Annotated in this window: 16 protein-coding genes and 1 tRNA gene; 4 read left to right on the top strand and 13 right to left on the bottom strand. The window is 40.7% G+C overall.

From position 1 onward, the window contains the following. Positions 1-2: 2 nt before the first annotated feature. Positions 3-530 (bottom strand): YaeQ family protein, encoded by a 528-nt coding sequence (locus H5200_RS03010; RefSeq protein WP_182717449.1) that lies wholly within the window; start codon positions 528-530, stop codon positions 3-5. 149 nt (positions 531-679) lie between these two features. Here H5200_RS03010 and H5200_RS03005 point away from each other — a divergent pair, with 149 nt between their 5' ends. Next, complete coding sequence (locus tag H5200_RS03005; protein WP_182760919.1) at positions 680-3,088, top strand: TonB-dependent receptor domain-containing protein; 2,409 nt, start codon at positions 680-682, stop codon at positions 3,086-3,088. A gap of 70 nt (positions 3,089-3,158) precedes the next feature. Here the strand turns inward: H5200_RS03005 and H5200_RS03000 are convergent, their stop codons facing one another. The 7 genes from H5200_RS03000 to H5200_RS02970 form a co-directional block, all read right to left on the bottom strand. Beyond that, entirely contained in the window at positions 3,159-3,776 is a 618-nt protein-coding gene (locus H5200_RS03000; protein ID WP_182760918.1) for an FKBP-type peptidyl-prolyl cis-trans isomerase, read from the bottom strand. 104 nt (positions 3,777-3,880) lie between these two features. Beyond that, complete coding sequence (locus H5200_RS02995; protein ID WP_179959208.1) at positions 3,881-4,267, bottom strand: hypothetical protein; 387 nt, start codon at positions 4,265-4,267, stop codon at positions 3,881-3,883. Between the two features lie 49 nt (positions 4,268-4,316). After that, positions 4,317-4,407 (bottom strand) — tRNA-Ser (locus tag H5200_RS02990). 101 nt (positions 4,408-4,508) lie between these two features. After that, a complete protein-coding gene (locus tag H5200_RS02985; protein WP_145233198.1) occupies positions 4,509-4,886 on the bottom strand; it encodes a hypothetical protein in 378 nt (125 codons plus the stop codon). A gap of 202 nt (positions 4,887-5,088) precedes the next feature. Beyond that, positions 5,089-5,637 carry an NAD(P)H nitroreductase gene (locus H5200_RS02980; RefSeq protein WP_182739601.1) on the bottom strand — a complete coding sequence of 183 codons (549 nt, stop codon included), beginning with the start codon at positions 5,635-5,637 and terminating at the stop codon, positions 5,089-5,091. 114 nt (positions 5,638-5,751) lie between these two features. Continuing rightward, on the bottom strand, positions 5,752-6,429 hold the full coding sequence (locus H5200_RS02975) for a DoxX family protein (protein WP_149982495.1): 678 nt from the start codon (positions 6,427-6,429) through the stop codon (positions 5,752-5,754). 64 nt (positions 6,430-6,493) lie between these two features. Continuing rightward, positions 6,494-8,455: an FAD-dependent oxidoreductase gene (locus H5200_RS02970; RefSeq protein WP_182717443.1), complete on the bottom strand. Its 1,962-nt coding sequence runs from the start codon at positions 8,453-8,455 to the stop codon at positions 6,494-6,496. 218 nt (positions 8,456-8,673) lie between these two features. Here H5200_RS02970 and sppA point away from each other — a divergent pair, with 218 nt between their 5' ends. Together sppA and ansA are read left to right on the top strand one after the other, a co-directional pair. After that, the gene (sppA, locus tag H5200_RS02965; protein WP_182760917.1) at positions 8,674-10,539 is read left to right on the top strand and encodes a signal peptide peptidase SppA; all 1,866 of its coding nucleotides are present in this window, start codon (positions 8,674-8,676) and stop codon (positions 10,537-10,539) included. 70 nt (positions 10,540-10,609) lie between these two features. Continuing rightward, complete coding sequence (gene ansA, locus H5200_RS02960; protein ID WP_149982498.1) at positions 10,610-11,620, top strand: asparaginase; 1,011 nt, start codon at positions 10,610-10,612, stop codon at positions 11,618-11,620. 84 nt (positions 11,621-11,704) lie between these two features. On the opposite strand, the gene gndA is transcribed toward ansA, so the two are convergent. Next, on the bottom strand, positions 11,705-13,078 hold the full coding sequence (gene gndA, locus H5200_RS02955) for an NADP-dependent phosphogluconate dehydrogenase (RefSeq protein ID WP_182739603.1): 1,374 nt from the start codon (positions 13,076-13,078) through the stop codon (positions 11,705-11,707). A gap of 404 nt (positions 13,079-13,482) precedes the next feature. Between gndA and pyk the strand changes: the two genes are divergently transcribed. Beyond that, positions 13,483-14,919, top strand: a complete 1,437-nt coding sequence (gene pyk / locus H5200_RS02950; RefSeq protein WP_149982500.1) for a pyruvate kinase — start codon at positions 13,483-13,485, stop codon at positions 14,917-14,919. A 104-nt stretch (positions 14,920-15,023) separates the two neighbouring features. Here the strand turns inward: pyk and H5200_RS02945 are convergent, their stop codons facing one another. From H5200_RS02945 to rpmI, 4 genes are all read right to left on the bottom strand, one after another. After that, complete coding sequence (locus H5200_RS02945) at positions 15,024-15,848, bottom strand: LytTR family DNA-binding domain-containing protein (RefSeq protein ID WP_149982501.1); 825 nt, start codon at positions 15,846-15,848, stop codon at positions 15,024-15,026. Continuing rightward, entirely contained in the window at positions 15,845-16,918 is a 1,074-nt protein-coding gene (locus H5200_RS02940; protein ID WP_149982502.1) for a sensor histidine kinase, read from the bottom strand. The genes H5200_RS02945 and H5200_RS02940 overlap by 4 nt, the downstream gene beginning before the upstream one ends. 174 nt (positions 16,919-17,092) lie before the next feature. Continuing rightward, positions 17,093-17,455 (bottom strand): 50S ribosomal protein L20, encoded by a 363-nt coding sequence (rplT, locus tag H5200_RS02935; RefSeq protein ID WP_008110477.1) that lies wholly within the window; start codon positions 17,453-17,455, stop codon positions 17,093-17,095. A gap of 15 nt (positions 17,456-17,470) precedes the next feature. After that, entirely contained in the window at positions 17,471-17,671 is a 201-nt protein-coding gene (rpmI, locus tag H5200_RS02930) for a 50S ribosomal protein L35 (protein ID WP_004587840.1), read from the bottom strand. Positions 17,672-17,674: the final 3 nt, after the last annotated feature.

Below are 17,674 nucleotides of genomic sequence, written 5' to 3'. Positions count from 1 at the left end.
TGTTAATGCCAGTCAAACTGCTTTGTTTCATAGCAATGTATTTTATCACTGATCATTAAACTACTTTCATCTATGGTTACATCCCAATTTAAACTGCGGGTTAAATCCACCTGAATATCATCAATAAACTGCTGGTCAATCTCAATAATATGGCTATTATCAAATAACTTTAACCGTGACTGAGATTGCGTTAACCATTCACTATTGCCCGTTGTTAAAATTAATAATTCATCCACCTGCTTAGCGATCTTAACTAATTCATCAAGGTCAGGTTTATCAACACTTAACCAGGTTTTATAATGTTCATCCAACGCTTGAATTCCTACATCTGGCTGTAGTTTATCAGCAAGTTTATTAAGCACTGCATGGCTGTCATAAGATAAAATACAATAGCCTAACAGCTTTAAAACAAAATGCTCCAGTGTTTCATTTTTAGTCAACGCTGTGGTAAAAATTTCTTTGTGATTACGCTGATGACGCAGATCAGCTATGCTAAATCGTGCTTTAAAAATACGTGTTTTATCAGACATAATATTCACCAGTCTCGCCGTTACTCCTATTGAGTATAGCCCAATCTGATATAAGCACGTTTATTTTAAAGTTATGGTATAACATTATTGATCAGCACAAATGATGGTGTTATATTATATCACAACATAATAGCAACAACGTAGTAACCATGATCCGACATTCATTAATATCAACTGCAATTATCACTGCTTTAAGCTCTTTTTCTGCTCATGCTGCGCTGGTAACTGGGCAAGTTTTTGACAATAACAAGCAACCACTCAGCTATGCCGATGTGCACGTACACGGTAAAGCACAGTCAATTAAAACTGACGAGAATGGCCGATTTAGTATTAATATTGATGCTAATAGCCAATTACATATTAGTAAAAATAATTTTGTTGATGCTAGAGTTCAAGTAACTGAAACCAGTTCTGCTCTAAATATCACGCTTGTACCTACGTCAGTTGAATCTGTCGTTGTGTATGCCTCCGCCCTGCATAAAAATAGCTTAGAGATGATTTCACCAGTGAGTGTACTCAGTGGTGATGAACTGCGCAATAAAGCAAAACCCACGTTAGGCGAAACGCTCAAAGGCCTTCCGGGTGTTAATGCCAGCTATTTTGGCCCTGTTTCATCTAGCCCTATAATCCGTGGCCTAGATGGCCCTCGCGTTAAAATCACCCAAAATGGCTTAGACAGCAGCGATGCGTCACGTATTGGCCCAGATCACGCAACATCGAATGACAGCCTAGCTGCAGAACAGATTGAAGTTTTGCGTGGCCCAGCTACGCTACTTTATGGCTCAGGCGCGATTGGTGGCGTAGTTAACGTAGTAGATAACCGCATTCCAACTGATAATATCGAGCAGTTAACTGGGGCTGTTGAATACAGCCATGACACGGTTTCAAATGCCAACACCTATGCTGCCAAGCTTGAGACGGGCCATAACAACTTTAACTTCCATTTTGACGGTACCAAACGCACTGGTGATGACTACCAAACTCCGCGTTTTAACTTACCTGAAGAAGAGCACGAAGATCATGAGGGTCATGACGAAGAAGAGCATGAAACAGCCACCTCGGTAAAAAATACCTTTATTGATAGCCAAACCGTTAACTTTGGTACCAGCTATGTAGGTGAGCATTTAACGCTAGGTGTTTCTTATGGCCGTATTGAAACCGACTACGGTATTCCAGCACATAGCCATGAACATGAACATGGCCATGATCACGAACACGACCATGATGAAGGCGAAGAAGAAGCCGTTTATGCGCGTGTAGAACAAGATCGCTGGCAAGGTTTGATGAGCTATGCATTACACAACAACTGGATTGAAACTATTAATTTACGTCTAGGTTATACTGATTATCGCCATGCTGAAATTGAAGATGGCGCGATCGGTACTATCTTTAGTAATGAAACCACTGAAGCACGTTTAAATATCGAGCATAAGTTAGGTAATTGGCATGGTATGGCTGGTTATCATTTTAGTGACTCTGATTATGATGCCGATGGTGAAGAAGCCTTCACACCCGCGAGCAAAACGACTACTCATGCATTATTTATCCTCGAAGAAAAACAGTTTGGCAACGTGACATTAGAATTAGGTGCGCGTATTGAAGATTATAATATTGATAGTAATGTCGGTGCTGCTGCGCATGACCATGATCATGACCATGACCATGACCATGAAGATGATCATACTGATGAACACGCCAATGAAATAACGCCTTACAGTAAAAGCTTTACTAATCTGAGCGCTTCAGCAGGCGCTATTTGGCAATATACACCCGGACAAAGTATTGCGCTGAGCGTGTCACACTCTGAACGCGCACCGTTATCAGCCGAGCTATTATCAAATGGTGTCCATATTGCAACTGGCACCTATGAGCTTGGTTTAGGCTACGCGATAGAAGACGGTGAAATTCACTTCGAACCTGAAAATATCAAACAAGAAACATCAACCAATATTGATTTTGGCTTTAGACGCTTTAGTGGCGATTTTGGTTATACGGTTAACTTTTTCTATAACGACATTGCCAATTTTTACTATCAGCAGAACACGGGGTTAGTGTTTGATGAAGAGCACGGCCTTGAAGCTGCAGAGCCTGGCCACGATGATGGTATGGCTGTTTATCAATTTGTCAGTAAAGATGCGAAATTATACGGCATTGAATTTGACGCACATTATCAATTAAATTCAAATGCGATGGTAAAAGTATTTGGTGACTCAACCACTGCAAAACTTGCTGATGATGAAGGGTATTTACCGCGTATTCCGGCAAATAAGTTAGGTTCAGAATTACAGTATAATATCAGTGATTGGCAGTTCAGCTTAACTGGCACACACTACTTTGAACAACGTGATATTACGGCTTATGAAACCGCAACTGATAGCTATACACTGTTTGATGCGCAAGCAAATTACCAATTAAGTGTCGGTCCGGTAGATACACAGTTTTATATCAACGTTGATAATATTACGGATGAACTGGGTTTTGTACATAGTTCATTTATTAAAGATGAAGCGCCACTACCCGGGCGTAACTTTAGAATTGGTCTACGTGGTTATTTCTGAACTCAGTAAATAACCATAAAAAAGCCGCGCTAATAGTTATTAGCGCGGCTTTTTATTACTCAATTTCTAATTAAAGAATTTCGTGTAGCTCAACGTCAAATACCAGTGTTGAGAATGGTGCAATTGCAGCACCGGCACCACGTTCTCCATAAGCAAGCTCATGAGGAACATAGATACGCCATTTGGTGCCTTCAGGCATCATTTGTAATGCTTCAGTCCAGCCTTTGATCACGCCACCAACTGGAAACTCAGCAGGTTGACCACGCTCATAAGAGCTGTCAAATACAGTACCGTTGATAAGTGTACCGTGATAATCAACACGCACTGTTGACTCAGCAGTTGGCTTGTTGCCTTGACCTGTTGCTAGTACTTCATATTGAAGACCAGACTCAGTCACTGTGATTTCAGCACGTTTTGCATTTTCTTCTAAGAATGCAATGCCTTCAGCTGCAAGTACTTTCGCTTCTTCTTCACGACGGGCTTGGATTTCAGTGTTGATTTTTTCGAATGCAGCTTGGATCTCAGGGATCTCAACTTGGAAATCGCCGCCCACATACGCATCTTTCATGCCTGCAAATACTGAATTTAAGTTTAAACCTTCGAAAGGGTTAGCTTTAAGTTGCTCACCCATCTGTAGGCCAATACCGTAACTTGCTTTTTCAGCATCTGTAGTAAAATTATCTGACATAATATGTTTCACGTTTTGTTTATACCAAGCTTAATAACGCTGGTATCAGTTAAAAGACGCGCCTATGCTATCATAAAAAAAAGCCCTTTTGGGCTTCTTTAGAGCTAGTTTTTAGTGAGTTTTCGCTTTATTAAGCGCACAGCAAAAGTCAAGATTGGCAAGCTGATTAAAATACCAGCAAGTAATGGACGACTCAGTAATGCCTGCGTACCAACTAATAACACCGGCACAACTAATAAACCGATACAGCCAATAAATATTGCTGCAATTTCTGGCCAGTATTTATCATATTTAGTAATTAAATGCCCAGCTAATAGATTAAAGCCTAGGCAGTAAAGCATAGCTGTGAGCAATACATGCTCTGGTTGTGCATCCATCGCCATTTTAACGAGTAAGTTAATAGCACTGTGATAACAGTAGCCAAACACCGACCATAACAGTACGTGTTTTAGCACCCGTTGTGTGGTGTTTAATTGATTTTGCTGTGACATCTTAAACTCCAGATAGCAAAAAGCCGCCCATAAGGCGGCTTTTCAAATATGGTGGAGAGATAGGGATTTGAACCCTAGAGGGGCTATAAACCCCTGCCGGTTTTCAAGACCGGTGCATTCGACCACTCTGCCATCTCTCCGTACGGCGCGGATAATAGGGGTTAGCTGCCTTGTTGTAAAGCCCTAAAAGTAAAAAAGTTCAAATTAATCGTTATAATTACTCGAAGCGCTTAAAAACACATCAATAATACTGTTTTGGACGTTTCGCGACCCACGAACACAGTAAGCAGACTAATAAGCTAAAAGTTACAAAACTTAAGCTCTGAAAGATTAAATCAAAGCGGTTTAGATCATCACTTGGTACAAGCACCAATACAAAAGCGGGTAAAATACTCACAAACAACACATAACAACACACTTTAAACGCTCTACCAAAATCAAATCGTCTTGTGCGTTGCATCCACCACGCTAAGATAACCACAATAGCAGTTGATGAGATCGCGATTAAATGAGGAGTCTGTGTACTAAATGCTGTGTAAAGAGTGATAGCCGCACCAACAAAGCCCCATAAGGACCACGTTAACCATTTTTCTTTTTCACGTAAAAATAAATTTCCCATTATCCTCGTCTTCTTGTTGTTATTCTAATTAAGACACTCCATACATTAACAAACTGCAGAAAAATAACAAACCATTGTATTGAGGGTTATTGCATCCAAGCGCTTCAGACAGCCAAGCTACCTAAAGATAATAACAAAGGTAGCCTTAATGCACTCTGACTGAAATAACACGACAAAGTTCCAATTAATTACGTTTTGGCAACTATAAGTTTGTGAAAAAGTGTTCTGGGCTATGACGAACAGTCTTTTTACAGTCCACTTCTGGAGTGCCTAAATACAGGTAACCGACAATCTCATCTTCATTATCAAGCTTTAACGCCGCTTTTACCGCCTCACTTTGCGCAAAGTAACCAGTACGCCAGACACCACCAAGTCCCTGCGCAAAAGCTGCTTGTTGCATAGCTAACACAGCACAACCAGCACTTTGTACTTGTTCGATACGCGGTACTTTTGGATGCGCTTGATATTTGGCAATGGCAATGATTATCATCGGTGCACGCAGCGGTAACTCTTTGGCACGATTAATTACTTTTTCATCTTGTTGTTCTGCAACTGCACTTTGATAATAAATTTCGCCGAGTCGTTCTCGCGCATCTTCTGCAACAACAATAAATTGCCAAGGCGCAAGGCAACCATGATCAGGCACACGAAGCGCTGCTTGTTTAATAATATCAAGTTGACTGTTGTTTGGGGCAGGTGCAATCAGTCGAGGATCTGACTGACGAGTCAATAAAAGCTCAATAGCGTCCATAGCGATTCTCTAATTAAAAAAGAAACTAGCATAGCATTGATAGGGATTGCTGAGAAAGTTTGAAAGTTAGAAAGTTTGCGACGGGCGTCGCAAACTGACAGGTAGAGATTTAGATTATTCGAATCTTTTCCGTAACCAGTGATCAAGGCTAACAAAACGCCCACCGCCGGTAAAAAATAAACTCAATAACATCGCAAAATAAATTGCTGAAAACTCAATGCCATTATTCAAAATCGACGGTTTACCCTTTTCATAAAGATAATCTGGGAAACCATGTTCTTGTACAAGTCCTCGAATTTTCTCAATACGTTCTTTTACTTCACGAGAATTATCTAAACTTTCTTTTGCACCGGGGATCGCCAACCAATCAAGTACTTGTGCAGCACTGGTATCTGGATCTGTCGGCGCAATCGCAAACCAGCCATTGTGCCAATGTACAGAGGTTGCGGCAACGACCATAGTAAACATCAGCGGTATGCTAACCAGACGGGTTAATAAACCAACTAAGAGCAGCCAGCCACCGAGAAATTCACTCCAGCCAGCTAAAAAAGCCAGTAAATCAGGAAAAGGTAAGCCTAAGCCCCAGTCTGGGTTACCAAACCAAGCAACAACATCTGGAGAAGCTAAAAAGAATTCAAAAAACCCATTACCATTACCACTGATATTTAGCTTGTTATAACCTGCGATGATCATAACTGGCGCCAGTATCAGTCTAAATAGTAAAGCAGGGATACCATCAAAAATGGCTATTTTTTGGAGGGAAGTTTTATATAGTGTGATCAATGTATTCATCGTAGCAGTCTAGTCTTTTGTAATGTATTAAACAAAGACCGCTACGATTAAAAGTTTATTTCAGTTAAATTTTACGCGCGACCTGAAGCGCTTCATAAATAGCTCGTTTTGCATCAATTGCTGATGCTAATTTGGCCCCGCCAATTACATGTACTTTAGGATTATCGATTAACCCCGACATTAATTCGTTATTAGAGACTTGCCCGATACAAGCGATCACTGTATCAACAGGTAGCACCTGCTCCTCTCCTGCCACAGTAATTTTTAGACCTTGCTTATCAAAATGATGATACTGACAATCAGCGATCTGTTTTACACCATGTTGCTTTGCAACTTGACGATGTATCCAGCCCGTTGTTTTACCAAGCTCACTGCCAAAACGCCCGGCGCTGCGTTTTAGCATAAACAATTGACGATTATCTTTATCTGGACTTGGCTGACATTCAATTCCCCACTGCGATTTAAAATCAGCAATACTTTGATCTTTATGTTCACTTAAAAAAGCAACCATATCAAAGCCAATGCCGCCGGCACCTAAAATTGCAATAGATTGCCCTAATTCAACTTCGCCTCGAATAACTTCATCGTATGAAAAAACACGTTTATTATCCGCGCAGGTAAAGTTTGCCTCACGCGGGCGCACACCCGTTGCAAACACCACGTCATCGTATTGCTCAAGCATTTTATCGGTAAAAGGAGTATTGAGTGTTACCGTGACCTTCAGACGTTCAAGTTCATTAATAAAATAACGCAAGGTATGATTGAAATCTTCTTTACCAGGAATTCGCATCGCTAAATTAAATTGGCCGCCCATATCTGTATTTTTATCAATCAGCGTTACCGTATGGCCTTTTTGCGCTAAGTAACAACTGGCAGATAAGCCCGCAGGCCCAGCACCTACAACCAACACATTTTTAGCCTTGTTGGTCAGCTCAAGAGGATAATCTAGCTCAAACCCCGCTTGAGGATTCACTAAGCATGTTGCTCGTTTACCTTTAAATACATGATCTAAACAGCCCTGATTACAGCCGATACAAATATTAATGTGTTTACTTTGTTGTGCTTGGTATTTATTAAAAAATTCTGGATCGGCTAATAGTGGTCGTGCCATCGAAATCAGATCGGCATCCCCTGCAGTTAAAATTTCATTGGCAATCTCGGGGGTATTAATACGATTTACAGCAATGACAGGAACCGATACCACTTCTTTTAAACGTTTTGAAGCTTCTTTAAATGCACCTGCTGGCACCATACTCGCAATAGTAGGTACTCGTGCTTCATGCCAGCCTATGCCAGTATTTAAAATATCAACTCCAGCCTGCTCTAATGCTTTGGCCTGGATCGTAACCTCTTCAGGTGTTGACCCATTCGGAATTAAATCCATCACCGATAATCGAAAGATAATTAAAAATTCTTTATTTACTTTGGCACGTACAGCTTTGACTATCTCTAACGCTAAACGCATACGGTTTTCTAAACTTCCACCGTATTCATCTGAGCGTTTATTGGTATGCGGTGCCATAAACTCATTAATCAAATAACCTTCTGAGCCCATCACTTCAACGCCATCGTAGCCTGCCTTTTGTGCTAAATAGGCGGAATGAGCAAAGTCTTTGATGGTTTTTTTTATTGCACTGAGCGACATTGCTTTGGGTTGATATGGGTTAATAGGTGCTTTAATTGCACTTGGTGCTTGATTAAATGGATGATACGCATAACGTCCAGCATGTAATAATTGTAAGCAAATCTTACCGCCGTGTTGATGGACAACATCAGTGTATGCACGGTGCTTAAACACATCATAATAGCTATTAAAAGACGATGAGATTGGGGTTAATTTGCCACGCAAATTAGGACTGTAGCCCCCCGTAATGAGCATCGCAGTACCACCTTTAGCGCGCGCTTCATAAAAAGCACGCAGTCGTTTTCGGTTATGCCATCCCTCTTCAAGCCCCGTGTGCATTGAGCCCATTACCAAACGGTTACGTAGCTGTGTGTGTTTCAATTGTAATTGTTGTTCTAACATCCTCTGCCCCAATGAACTGGTCTAACCTCTATACATTAGCCAATTTTGCTCGATTGGCAAGCAATAAGCAACAAAAGCGATAAATTAGTTAATATGTTCACATTCTCACGGTTAAAACCTCGCTCATAAATACTTAGTTACGATTTAACAGTTAAATTAATTTTTATTCTGGGCTAAGATGGTGACAGATATAAGTTGTACCAGACTAAGGATTTATTTTGATTGCAAAGCTATTTAAAGGACTGTGGGCAGGAATTAACTTTTCTCGTCGTTTAGTCCTCAATTTTTTATTTGTGTTACTCGTTATTCTTTTCATTGTTTCAATCGCAAGCGATGACAATGAAATCAATGTTGCTAACACATCGGTGCTCAGGCTAAACCTCAATGGTCCAATCGTAGAAGAAAAAGTTTACGTTGATCCAATTGAAGCTGCCATCAATGATGCAACACAGGGCAACGACGAGCCGGCTGAAATTTTACTTGATGATATTATCGAAGTAATTGATCAAGCCACTGAAGATAAACGCATTAGTGTGATTTTGCTGGATTTACAAAAAATGCCTAACGCGCATTTAAATAAATTAAAACAAATCACTCAAGCGTTAGAGCGGTTTAAAGCGAGCGGCAAAAAAGTAATTGCCTCTGGTTATTATTACTCACAAGCACAATATTACATTGCTGCGCACGCTGATGAAATATCGATGCACCCTTATGGCGGTGTAGAGATCCAAGGCTTTGGCATGTACCCATTGTATTTTAAAGATGCGCTTGAAAAACTCAGTATCACTCAGCATATTTTCCGTGTTGGTACATTTAAATCGGCTGTTGAACCGTTTATTCGTAACGATATGTCAGATGCAGCAAAAGAAGCTAATAATGTATGGCTAGGTGCATTGTGGAAAGAATACAAACAAGACGTTGCCGCTGTGCGCCCATTTGATGAAGCAAACTTTGATGAAACAATGGACGTTTTTCTGGCTAAAATGCAAGCAGTTAATGGCGATTCAGGTAAATATGCCCTTGAACATCAATGGGTTGATTCTTTAAAAACCAATCAACAAATGCGTCAACAATTAATTGCCTTAGTAGGCACTGAAGAAACGGGCAAAACCTTCAACCAAGTATCATTTAAAGAATATCTCTCATTGGTTAAACCGCCGATTGAGTTTGATAACCCAATGACAGAAAAAGTCGCCGTTGTGGTTGCACGCGGTACTATCTCTGACGGCGAACGTAAAGCCGGTGAAATTGGTGGTGACTCTACAGCGGCTTTACTACGTAAAGCACGCTTAGATGATAAAGTAAAAGCGGTTGTACTGCGTATTGATTCTGGCGGTGGCAGTATGTTTGCCTCTGAAGTTATTCGTGCTGAAGTGCTTGCTCTTAAAGCAGCTGGTAAACCAGTGGTTGCTTCAATGAGCTCAGTAGCAGCTTCTGGCGGCTACTGGATTGCCTCTGCTGCCAACGAAATTTGGGCAGCGCCGAGCACAATTACCGGCTCAATTGGTGTATTTGGTAACTTTATGACCTTTGAAAACACCATGGCTAAATTAGGTGTTTATTCCGATGGCGTTGCCACAACTGAAATGGCTGGTCTATCGATCGCTCGCCCGCTTAATGAAAAAATGGCACAGGTTATTCAACTAAGTGTAGAAGATGCTTATCAACGCTTCTTAGAGGTTGTTGGTGAAGCACGAAATATGACCCCTGAGCAAGTTGACTCTATTGCACAAGGCCGTGTTTGGATTGCAAGTCAAGCGCAAGAGCTTGGCTTAGTTGACAAATTAGGCAATAAGCAAGACGCTATCAAAGCGGCAGCTGAACTGGCTAAGCTTGATTTTTATGAAGTTAAAACCATTAAGCAGAGTCTATCGGCGGAAGAGAAATTAATGCAGGATATTTTTGGAAATGCATCGATTAGATCGCTAATTGGCTCACAAAGTACGCTACAAAACGCACTCTCAAACCAAGCATCTATCAATGGTTTAGTTAAGCAATTAACAACTGAGGTTGAAGGTCTAAAAGATTACAACGATCCGCAAGGCATTTATGCCCGCTGCTTAGTGTGTAATATTTCGCAATAAATAGTGTATAGGCTGTAATCGCAGCAACTAACCGTTATACTAAGCCCAGTTTTTTTACTGGGCTTTTTTTATGAAACGTAAACGTATTTATATCGCATATACTGGCGGTACGATTGGGATGAAAAAATCGAGTCGAGGCTATATTCCCGCTGAAGGTTTTTTAACACAAACCGTAGAAAACAATGCCGAATTTAATCGTGATGAAATGCCCTTATTCGATATTCACGAGTATTGCCCGCTGATTGACTCATCAGACATGTCCCCTGCTCATTGGCAACTAATCGCAGATGATATTAAAAGTAAATACCAAGATTATGATGGCTTTGTCGTGCTTCATGGCACAGATACCATGGCGTATACCGCATCTGCTTTGTCCTTTATGTTTGAAAACTTAACAAAGCCAGTGATAGTGACAGGCTCGCAAATTCCACTGTCGCAATTGCGCTCTGATGGCCAAGTAAATTTACTTAATGCGATGTATTTAGCGGCTAATTATCCGATTGCTGAGGTTAGTTTATTTTTTAATAATCAATTATTTCGCGGCAATCGTGCGACTAAAGCGCATGCCGATGGCTTTGATGCCTTTGCATCCCCTAACCTAGATCCATTAGCACTATCAGGTATTAATATTCAATTATTAAAAGGCCAGTTAAGCCCGTATGTTGAAAATGAGCTACAAGTCACCAACATCACGCCGCAACCTATTGGTGTTTTATACTTGTATCCAGGGATCAGTCATGCTGTAGTTAAAAGTCTGGTAAACGACAATATCAAAGCCCTCGTATTATTGAGCTTTGGTGTGGGCAATGCGCCACAAGATCCAGACTTTTTAGAGATCCTCTCCAGCGCAAGTAAGCGCGGAATGGTTATCGTCAATTTAACCCAGTGCTTAAAAGGGCATGTAAATATGGGCGGCTATGCAACTGGTAACGCATTACTTAACATTGGTGTGATCAGCGGTTACGATATGACCTTAGAGGCATGCTTAACTAAATTACATTACTTATTTAGCCAAAAGCTTGAAATTGAAACTATTCGCCATTTAATGCAAGACAACTTACGTGGTGAGTTAAGTAGATAAGCTGAGCGCTTTATAATAAAACTATTTTTTAAATTAAAAAGGCACGCTAATTAGCGTGCCTTTCATTTAAACCTATTGGTCTAATTAACGTACTTTCGCGTCAATCTCTACTAAATCAGTTAAATGACATACCTCACCACTATGAGTTTTAATGCCATGCTCACCAAAATAATCTCGCTGTGCTTGTACGAGATGACCATTGCTTGGTGTCGTCAACGTCGCAAAATACGTTTGCGTTGAGCTAAGTACCGGAAATGCTAATCCAGTCATCATTGCTTGACCTGCTATCTTACGCAGCGCTAATGACTCTTTTTCTAAAGTGTCGATAAACTCAACACCTTCAGCGATGTTATCTAAGTAATCAGCACGGATAATACAACCAGCACGCCACGTTTGCAGTGTTTTAGATAAATCGACTTTCCATTGATGTGCACGTGATGCACCTTTGATCAGCGCAAGGCCTTGACGATAAGCCAGTAAACTTGCAAACAAGAAGGCATCTTTAAGTTCATCTAAATCTAATTCAACCTGTGAAGTTGATTTAGCTGCATAGGTCATTTCTTTCGCTGCATGTGTGTCACCAGTATTGGTTAAGTGACGCGCTTGCACAGCTGCAACCAATGAAGGAACGGCTATACCCAGTTCTAATGCATTTTGTGCCGTCCACAAACCCGTGCCTTTCGCGCCAACTTTATTATCAATCAAATCAACTAACGCTTCACCCGCATCGGTTTCTAACGATAAAATATGACTTGAGATAGATAATAAATAGCTATTGAGTGTGCCTTCAGACCATTGATTAAAAATCTCTGCAACTTCATGTGGAGTGCGGTTAGTGCCTAAGCGTAATAATTGATACATTTCTGCGATTAGTTGCATCAATGCATATTCAATTCCGTTGTGCACCATTTTTACAAAGTGACCACTGGCTGATTGACCAACACGGGCAAAACACGATTCACCTTTGTAGCTTGCTGCTACTTTTTCAAACCATGGCTCAACGCGTTCCCAGCCGCCTTCTGAACCACTTGCCATCATCGCAGGACCATGACGCGCGCCTTCGGCACCGCCAGAAATACCCATAGTGGCAAATTCAAATTTATTTTGATATTTAAGTTTACGAGTAATACCGTCTTTATAATTACTATTGCCACAATCGACGATAATATCGTCACAATCAACGCCTGCATCAACTAAATCGCTGCAAACTGTATCGACTAACTCACCCGCTGGCACTAATAACAAAATTGAGCGAGGCGGCGTTAACCGTTTTACCATATCACCTAAATCAGACACAATGTGCAGACGATCTGCCATGCCTTGTAATTTAGCACAGCTTAATAGCTCTTCGCCCGCGTCTGGGTTTTTATCATAAGCTACTAGCGTCATCCCTTGTTCAATCAAGTTGAGAGCAAGATTTTTACCCATAACGCCTAACCCTACTAATGCAACTTGCATTTAGTGTCCTCCTCGGTAACAACTATTGGTTAGTAAATGAAATAATACCGCGCGCATTATATACCCAAGCCACTTAAAAATGCGAGCCTAGACAACAGATACAACGCTTTGCGCAAGACAAACACGCAAGATACAGTGATTATATCAAACAACCGTTGCCTCGGGGCGATAAATTTTCCTGATATGGATTTCTGAGTCGAGCATTGACGAGACCTGACACCGGTGTCATAATGTGGTCATAATTTTTTTGTATAAAATAATGACAGCTTTACACGTTACCTTGATGTCAACGCGCTATTTGCTGTCAGTAAAAACTGTATTATGCGTGTCAGTTAAACTAACACCTATAAATAACGAAAAACCGTCAACCTGCTTACAACATCGTAAGCCTACAGGAGAATTTGATGCTTAGACGCACAAAAATAGTCGCGACCCTTGGACCTGCAACCGATCGAGATAACAACTTAGAAAAAATAATCCGTGCTGGTGCAAACGTAGTGCGTTTGAATTTCTCACACGGCATTGCACAAGATCACAAAGACCGTGCCCAAGCTGTGCGTGACATTGCCAAAAAACTAGGCAAGCACATTGCTATTTTAGCCGATCTACAAGGCCCAAAAATTCGTGTATCGACATTTAAAGATGGCAAAGTAACGCTATCTGTTGGTGCAAAATTTATTCTTGATGCAAAAATGGAAAAAGGCCTAGGCGATATCAACGCTGTAGGTATTGATTATAAAGAATTACCACAAGATGTTGCCCCTGGTGACTTACTACTTTTAAACGATGGTTTAATTCAATTAACAGTAGTAAATGTTGAAGGTCATTTAGTGCATACCACAGTAACTGTTGGTGGCGTGTTATCTAACAATAAAGGCATCAACCGCTTAGGTGGTGGTTTAACTGCTCCAGCCTTCACTGATAAAGATAAAGAAGATTTATTAACTGCAGCAGAAATTGATGTTGATTATATCGCAGTATCGTTCCCACGCAGTGGCGACGATATGCGTTATGTGCGTTCACTAGCTGAAGCTGCAGGCTCTAAAGCACAGCTTTTAGCTAAAATTGAGCGTGCTGAAGCCGTTGAAACGGTAGAAGCAGTTGATGATATTATTCTTGCTTCAGATGCGGTGATGGTTGCTCGTGGTGACTTAGGTGTTGAAATTGGTGATGCTGCCTTAATGGGTAAACAAAAACTCATTATCCGTCGTGCTCGCTCACTTAACCGTACCGTGATCACAGCAACACAAATGATGGAATCAATGATCGATAACCCAATGCCAACCCGTGCAGAAGTTATGGATGTTGCCAACGCAGTCCTTGATGGCACTGATGCGGTAATGCTTTCAGCTGAAACAGCGGCAGGCGATTACCCAGAAGAAACCGTGGCAACCATGGCGCGCGTTTGTTTAGGGGCAGAATCACAAAAAGAAACTCACGTTTCTAAACATCGCTTAGACAGCCGTTTCTCTTCTAATGCAGAATCAATTGCATTGTCAGCTATGTATGCGGCAAACCATTTAGATTCAGTAAAAGCGATTATTACTTTAACTGAATCAGGTAGCACAGCAAAATTGATGTCACGTATCAGCTCTGGCTTACCTATTTATTCATTGTCTCGTCATGCCAGTACGCTTGGTCAAACAGCATTATATCGTGGTGTTTACCCGGTATTCTTTGACTCAACACAATGTGAAAAAGATAACATGGTAAAAGATGCCCTTAACACACTTGTGAATGCGGGTTCATTACAATCTGGCGATACTGTGATCATTACTCATGGTGATGCTATGGAAACGATTGGTGCAACCAACACTATGAAAATTGTTACTGTTGCTTAATTAACGCAGTTATAAAAAAACGCGAGCCAAGGCTCGCGTTTTTTATTTAAAACACATGGTTTAATTTACTTCGTTATATAACAGCTATTGAGCCCGTTTCTAAGTTAACTTGCTAACGCAGCTTTTACTTTATCGCGATAACTACGACTTACTTTTAATTCTTGTCCGTTATCAAGCACTAATAAATACTCACCACTTACCTGAGTTACAAGCTTGCTAATTTGTTTAGTATTTACAATCGCACTGCGATGGACACGTACAAATAGCTGAGGATCAAGTTCCTGTTCTAGTTCTTTCATAGTTTTTCGTAAAATATGCGTTTGACCATCTTGGCAATGTAAACACATATAGTCACCAGCGGCATCAACCCATTGAATTGTCGCTACAGGTACACGGATTATTTCACCCTGCTCTTTCACCGCTAAAGATTCTGGGTAACGGCGATCTGTTAATGTATCGCCAGTTGCCAGTTTTTTCAAAATCTCTTCACAATTATTACCAGTAATTCCAGCTACAAAACTCGCCAATTTCTTTTTATGGGCGTTGTCTTGTTGCGTCTTCAAGTAGGTATGCACTTTTTCTACCGCCTGTTTTAGTCTGTTGTCGTCGACTGGTTTAAGGATATAATCTAAAGCATGGATCTCAAATGCTTTGACTGCGAACTGATCAAATGCGGTTACGAATACAATAGCTGGTAACGCTCTGACACTTTCACTGAGTGCTCTGGCAACCTCAAATCCATTCATTCCAGGCATTTGAATATCTAAAAAAACTAAATCTATTTTCCCTGCTTGGCATGCATCGATTGCCTCTTGGCCAGAGCTACATAATTTAATGACTTCGATATCATCAAACTCCTCTAGCCTTACAGCTAAGCCTCTACGGGCTAATGGTTCATCATCGACAATCAGGGTCTTAATCTTGCTCATTTCTTCACAGCCTTCTCAAACGGAACGCGCAGATTCACTTTCAATCCACTTGGCGTATTATGTGATAACACAAACGAATAGTTATTTTCATACAAAGTTTTCAGGCGGTCTTTCGTATTTGCCACCCCTACCCCTTGTGAATTAACTAATTGGCCATTAAGTAATTCAGTACCAGGGCCATTATCGCCTACTTCCAGTAATAGTTCATTAGCAAAAACTTGTGCTTTAATATCAATCACCCCACCTTCGATCAGATGAGCTATCGCATATTTAATCGCATTTTCGATGATCGGTTGCAATATTAAACTCGGCACTAATGCATTTTTTGCTTCATCACTGATTTGCACATTCACTTGCAACCGTTCATCAAAGCGTACTCGCTCTATTTCAAGATAAAGCATCAGTGCATGCAACTCTTGTTCAAGTGGGACTTTCTTTATCGGATCGGTATTGAGTGTATAACGTAAAAAGTCGCTCAATTTCGACACCATTAAATTAGCATCTTTATTCTCTTTTACCAAAATCAATGTAGATATAGCATTAAGAGTATTAAACAAAAAATGAGGATTTAATTGATAACGTAGCATCTTCAGTTGTGCTTCATGCGCCATCGTAGTAGCTTTTAGAGCTTTTTGGCGCTCACTTTGCAGTAGTTGATAATATTTAATGCCAAAGTACAAACCACTCCAACAAAGAATAATATAAACCGAATCTAAGCCTTGTTGTAGATAGTAAAACCACTCTGTAGGACGATAGCCATGGCGATAAATCTCCCATAAATTGAACTTTTGTATTACTGCCCATAAAGTCCCTGTAATGTACGAAGCGCCGAACACTACTAACATTAAAACCCAAGGAGATGCATTCCAGGCTTTGCGATACATATAACGCAATGGCACAGTCATTAAACAGCCGGCGTAAGCATTGAGTACGATCACAAATACATAAATATCGCGCATCTCAAAGACTTTAGAGCCAATGTAGTTAACAAGTGCATAACCGACCCAACCCGCAATCTGTAATACCCAGAAAAAGCGTTGACGGTTATCAACTAAGGATTGCCAATTCAAAATAGTTAATTACCTCATTTATTTGTAATTATTATATAGCGTTAGCGCGGTTGGGATCACTACCGACTATCTCGCTTTTCACGAGCCTTACCGCAAATAACTGTTGGTGAAAACTTTATTTTAGCCACAAAAAAAGGAGCCATAGGCTCCTTTTTAATACTTATTTTTAAAAGCTTAAGCTGCCGCTAGGCCTTCTTTAGCTTTTGCAACAAGCGCTGCGAATGCAACTTGGTCATAAACAGCGATATCTGCAAGGATCTTACGATCGATTTCTACAGATGTCTTTTTAAGACCATTGATAAAACGGCTGTAAGACAGACCATTTTGACGTGAAGCAGCATTGATACGTGCAATCCATAATTGACGGAAAGTACGTTTCTTCGCACGACGGTCACGGTAAGCGTATTGACCCGCTTTAGTAACAGCCTGGAAAGCTACGCGGTAAACACGTGAACGTGCTCCGTAGTAACCTTTTGCTTGTTTTAAAACTTTTTTGTGACGTGCACGTGCGACAACGCCGCGTTTAACTCTTGCCATTTCTAAAAACCCCTATTAAGCGAACGGTAACATACGTGAAACTAGACCATGGTCGTTCTTATGAACCATCATCTTAGGACGTAGGTGTAACTTACGCTTAGAAGTTTTCTTAGTCAGAATGTGACGAAGATGCGCTTGTTTACGCTTGAAACCGCCAGAAGCAGTCTTTTTGAAACGCTTAGCCGCGCCTCTGTGACTTTTTAGCTTATAAGCCATTGC

It is taken from the genome of Pseudoalteromonas sp. SG43-7 (genome assembly GCF_014164295.1).
In the GTDB taxonomy this organism is placed as follows: domain Bacteria; phylum Pseudomonadota; class Gammaproteobacteria; order Enterobacterales; family Alteromonadaceae; genus Pseudoalteromonas; species Pseudoalteromonas rhizosphaerae.
This window is presented reverse-complemented; position numbering and strand designations above follow the sequence as displayed.

Excerpts from the sequence above, each read along its gene's own strand:
- H5200_RS03010 (WP_182717449.1), bottom strand. The coding sequence starts at position 530 with ATGTCTGATAAAACACGTATTTTTAAAGCACGATTTAGCATAGCTGAT.
- H5200_RS03005 (WP_182760919.1), top strand. The coding sequence starts at position 680 with ATGATCCGACATTCATTAATATCAACTGCAATTATCACTGCTTTAAGC.
- H5200_RS03000 (WP_182760918.1), bottom strand. The coding sequence starts at position 3,776 with ATGTCAGATAATTTTACTACAGATGCTGAAAAAGCAAGTTACGGTATT.
- H5200_RS02995 (WP_179959208.1), bottom strand. The coding sequence starts at position 4,267 with ATGTCACAGCAAAATCAATTAAACACCACACAACGGGTGCTAAAACAC.
- H5200_RS02985 (WP_145233198.1), bottom strand. The coding sequence starts at position 4,886 with ATGGGAAATTTATTTTTACGTGAAAAAGAAAAATGGTTAACGTGGTCC.
- H5200_RS02980 (WP_182739601.1), bottom strand. The coding sequence starts at position 5,637 with ATGGACGCTATTGAGCTTTTATTGACTCGTCAGTCAGATCCTCGACTG.
- H5200_RS02975 (WP_149982495.1), bottom strand. The coding sequence starts at position 6,429 with ATGAATACATTGATCACACTATATAAAACTTCCCTCCAAAAAATAGCC.
- H5200_RS02970 (WP_182717443.1), bottom strand. The coding sequence starts at position 8,455 with ATGTTAGAACAACAATTACAATTGAAACACACACAGCTACGTAACCGT.
- ansA (WP_149982498.1), top strand. The coding sequence starts at position 10,610 with ATGAAACGTAAACGTATTTATATCGCATATACTGGCGGTACGATTGGG.
- gndA (WP_182739603.1), bottom strand. The coding sequence starts at position 13,078 with ATGCAAGTTGCATTAGTAGGGTTAGGCGTTATGGGTAAAAATCTTGCT.
- pyk (WP_149982500.1), top strand. The coding sequence starts at position 13,483 with ATGCTTAGACGCACAAAAATAGTCGCGACCCTTGGACCTGCAACCGAT.
- H5200_RS02945 (WP_149982501.1), bottom strand. The coding sequence starts at position 15,848 with ATGAGCAAGATTAAGACCCTGATTGTCGATGATGAACCATTAGCCCGT.
- rplT (WP_008110477.1), bottom strand. The coding sequence starts at position 17,455 with ATGGCAAGAGTTAAACGCGGCGTTGTCGCACGTGCACGTCACAAAAAA.
- rpmI (WP_004587840.1), bottom strand. The coding sequence starts at position 17,671 with ATGGCTTATAAGCTAAAAAGTCACAGAGGCGCGGCTAAGCGTTTCAAA.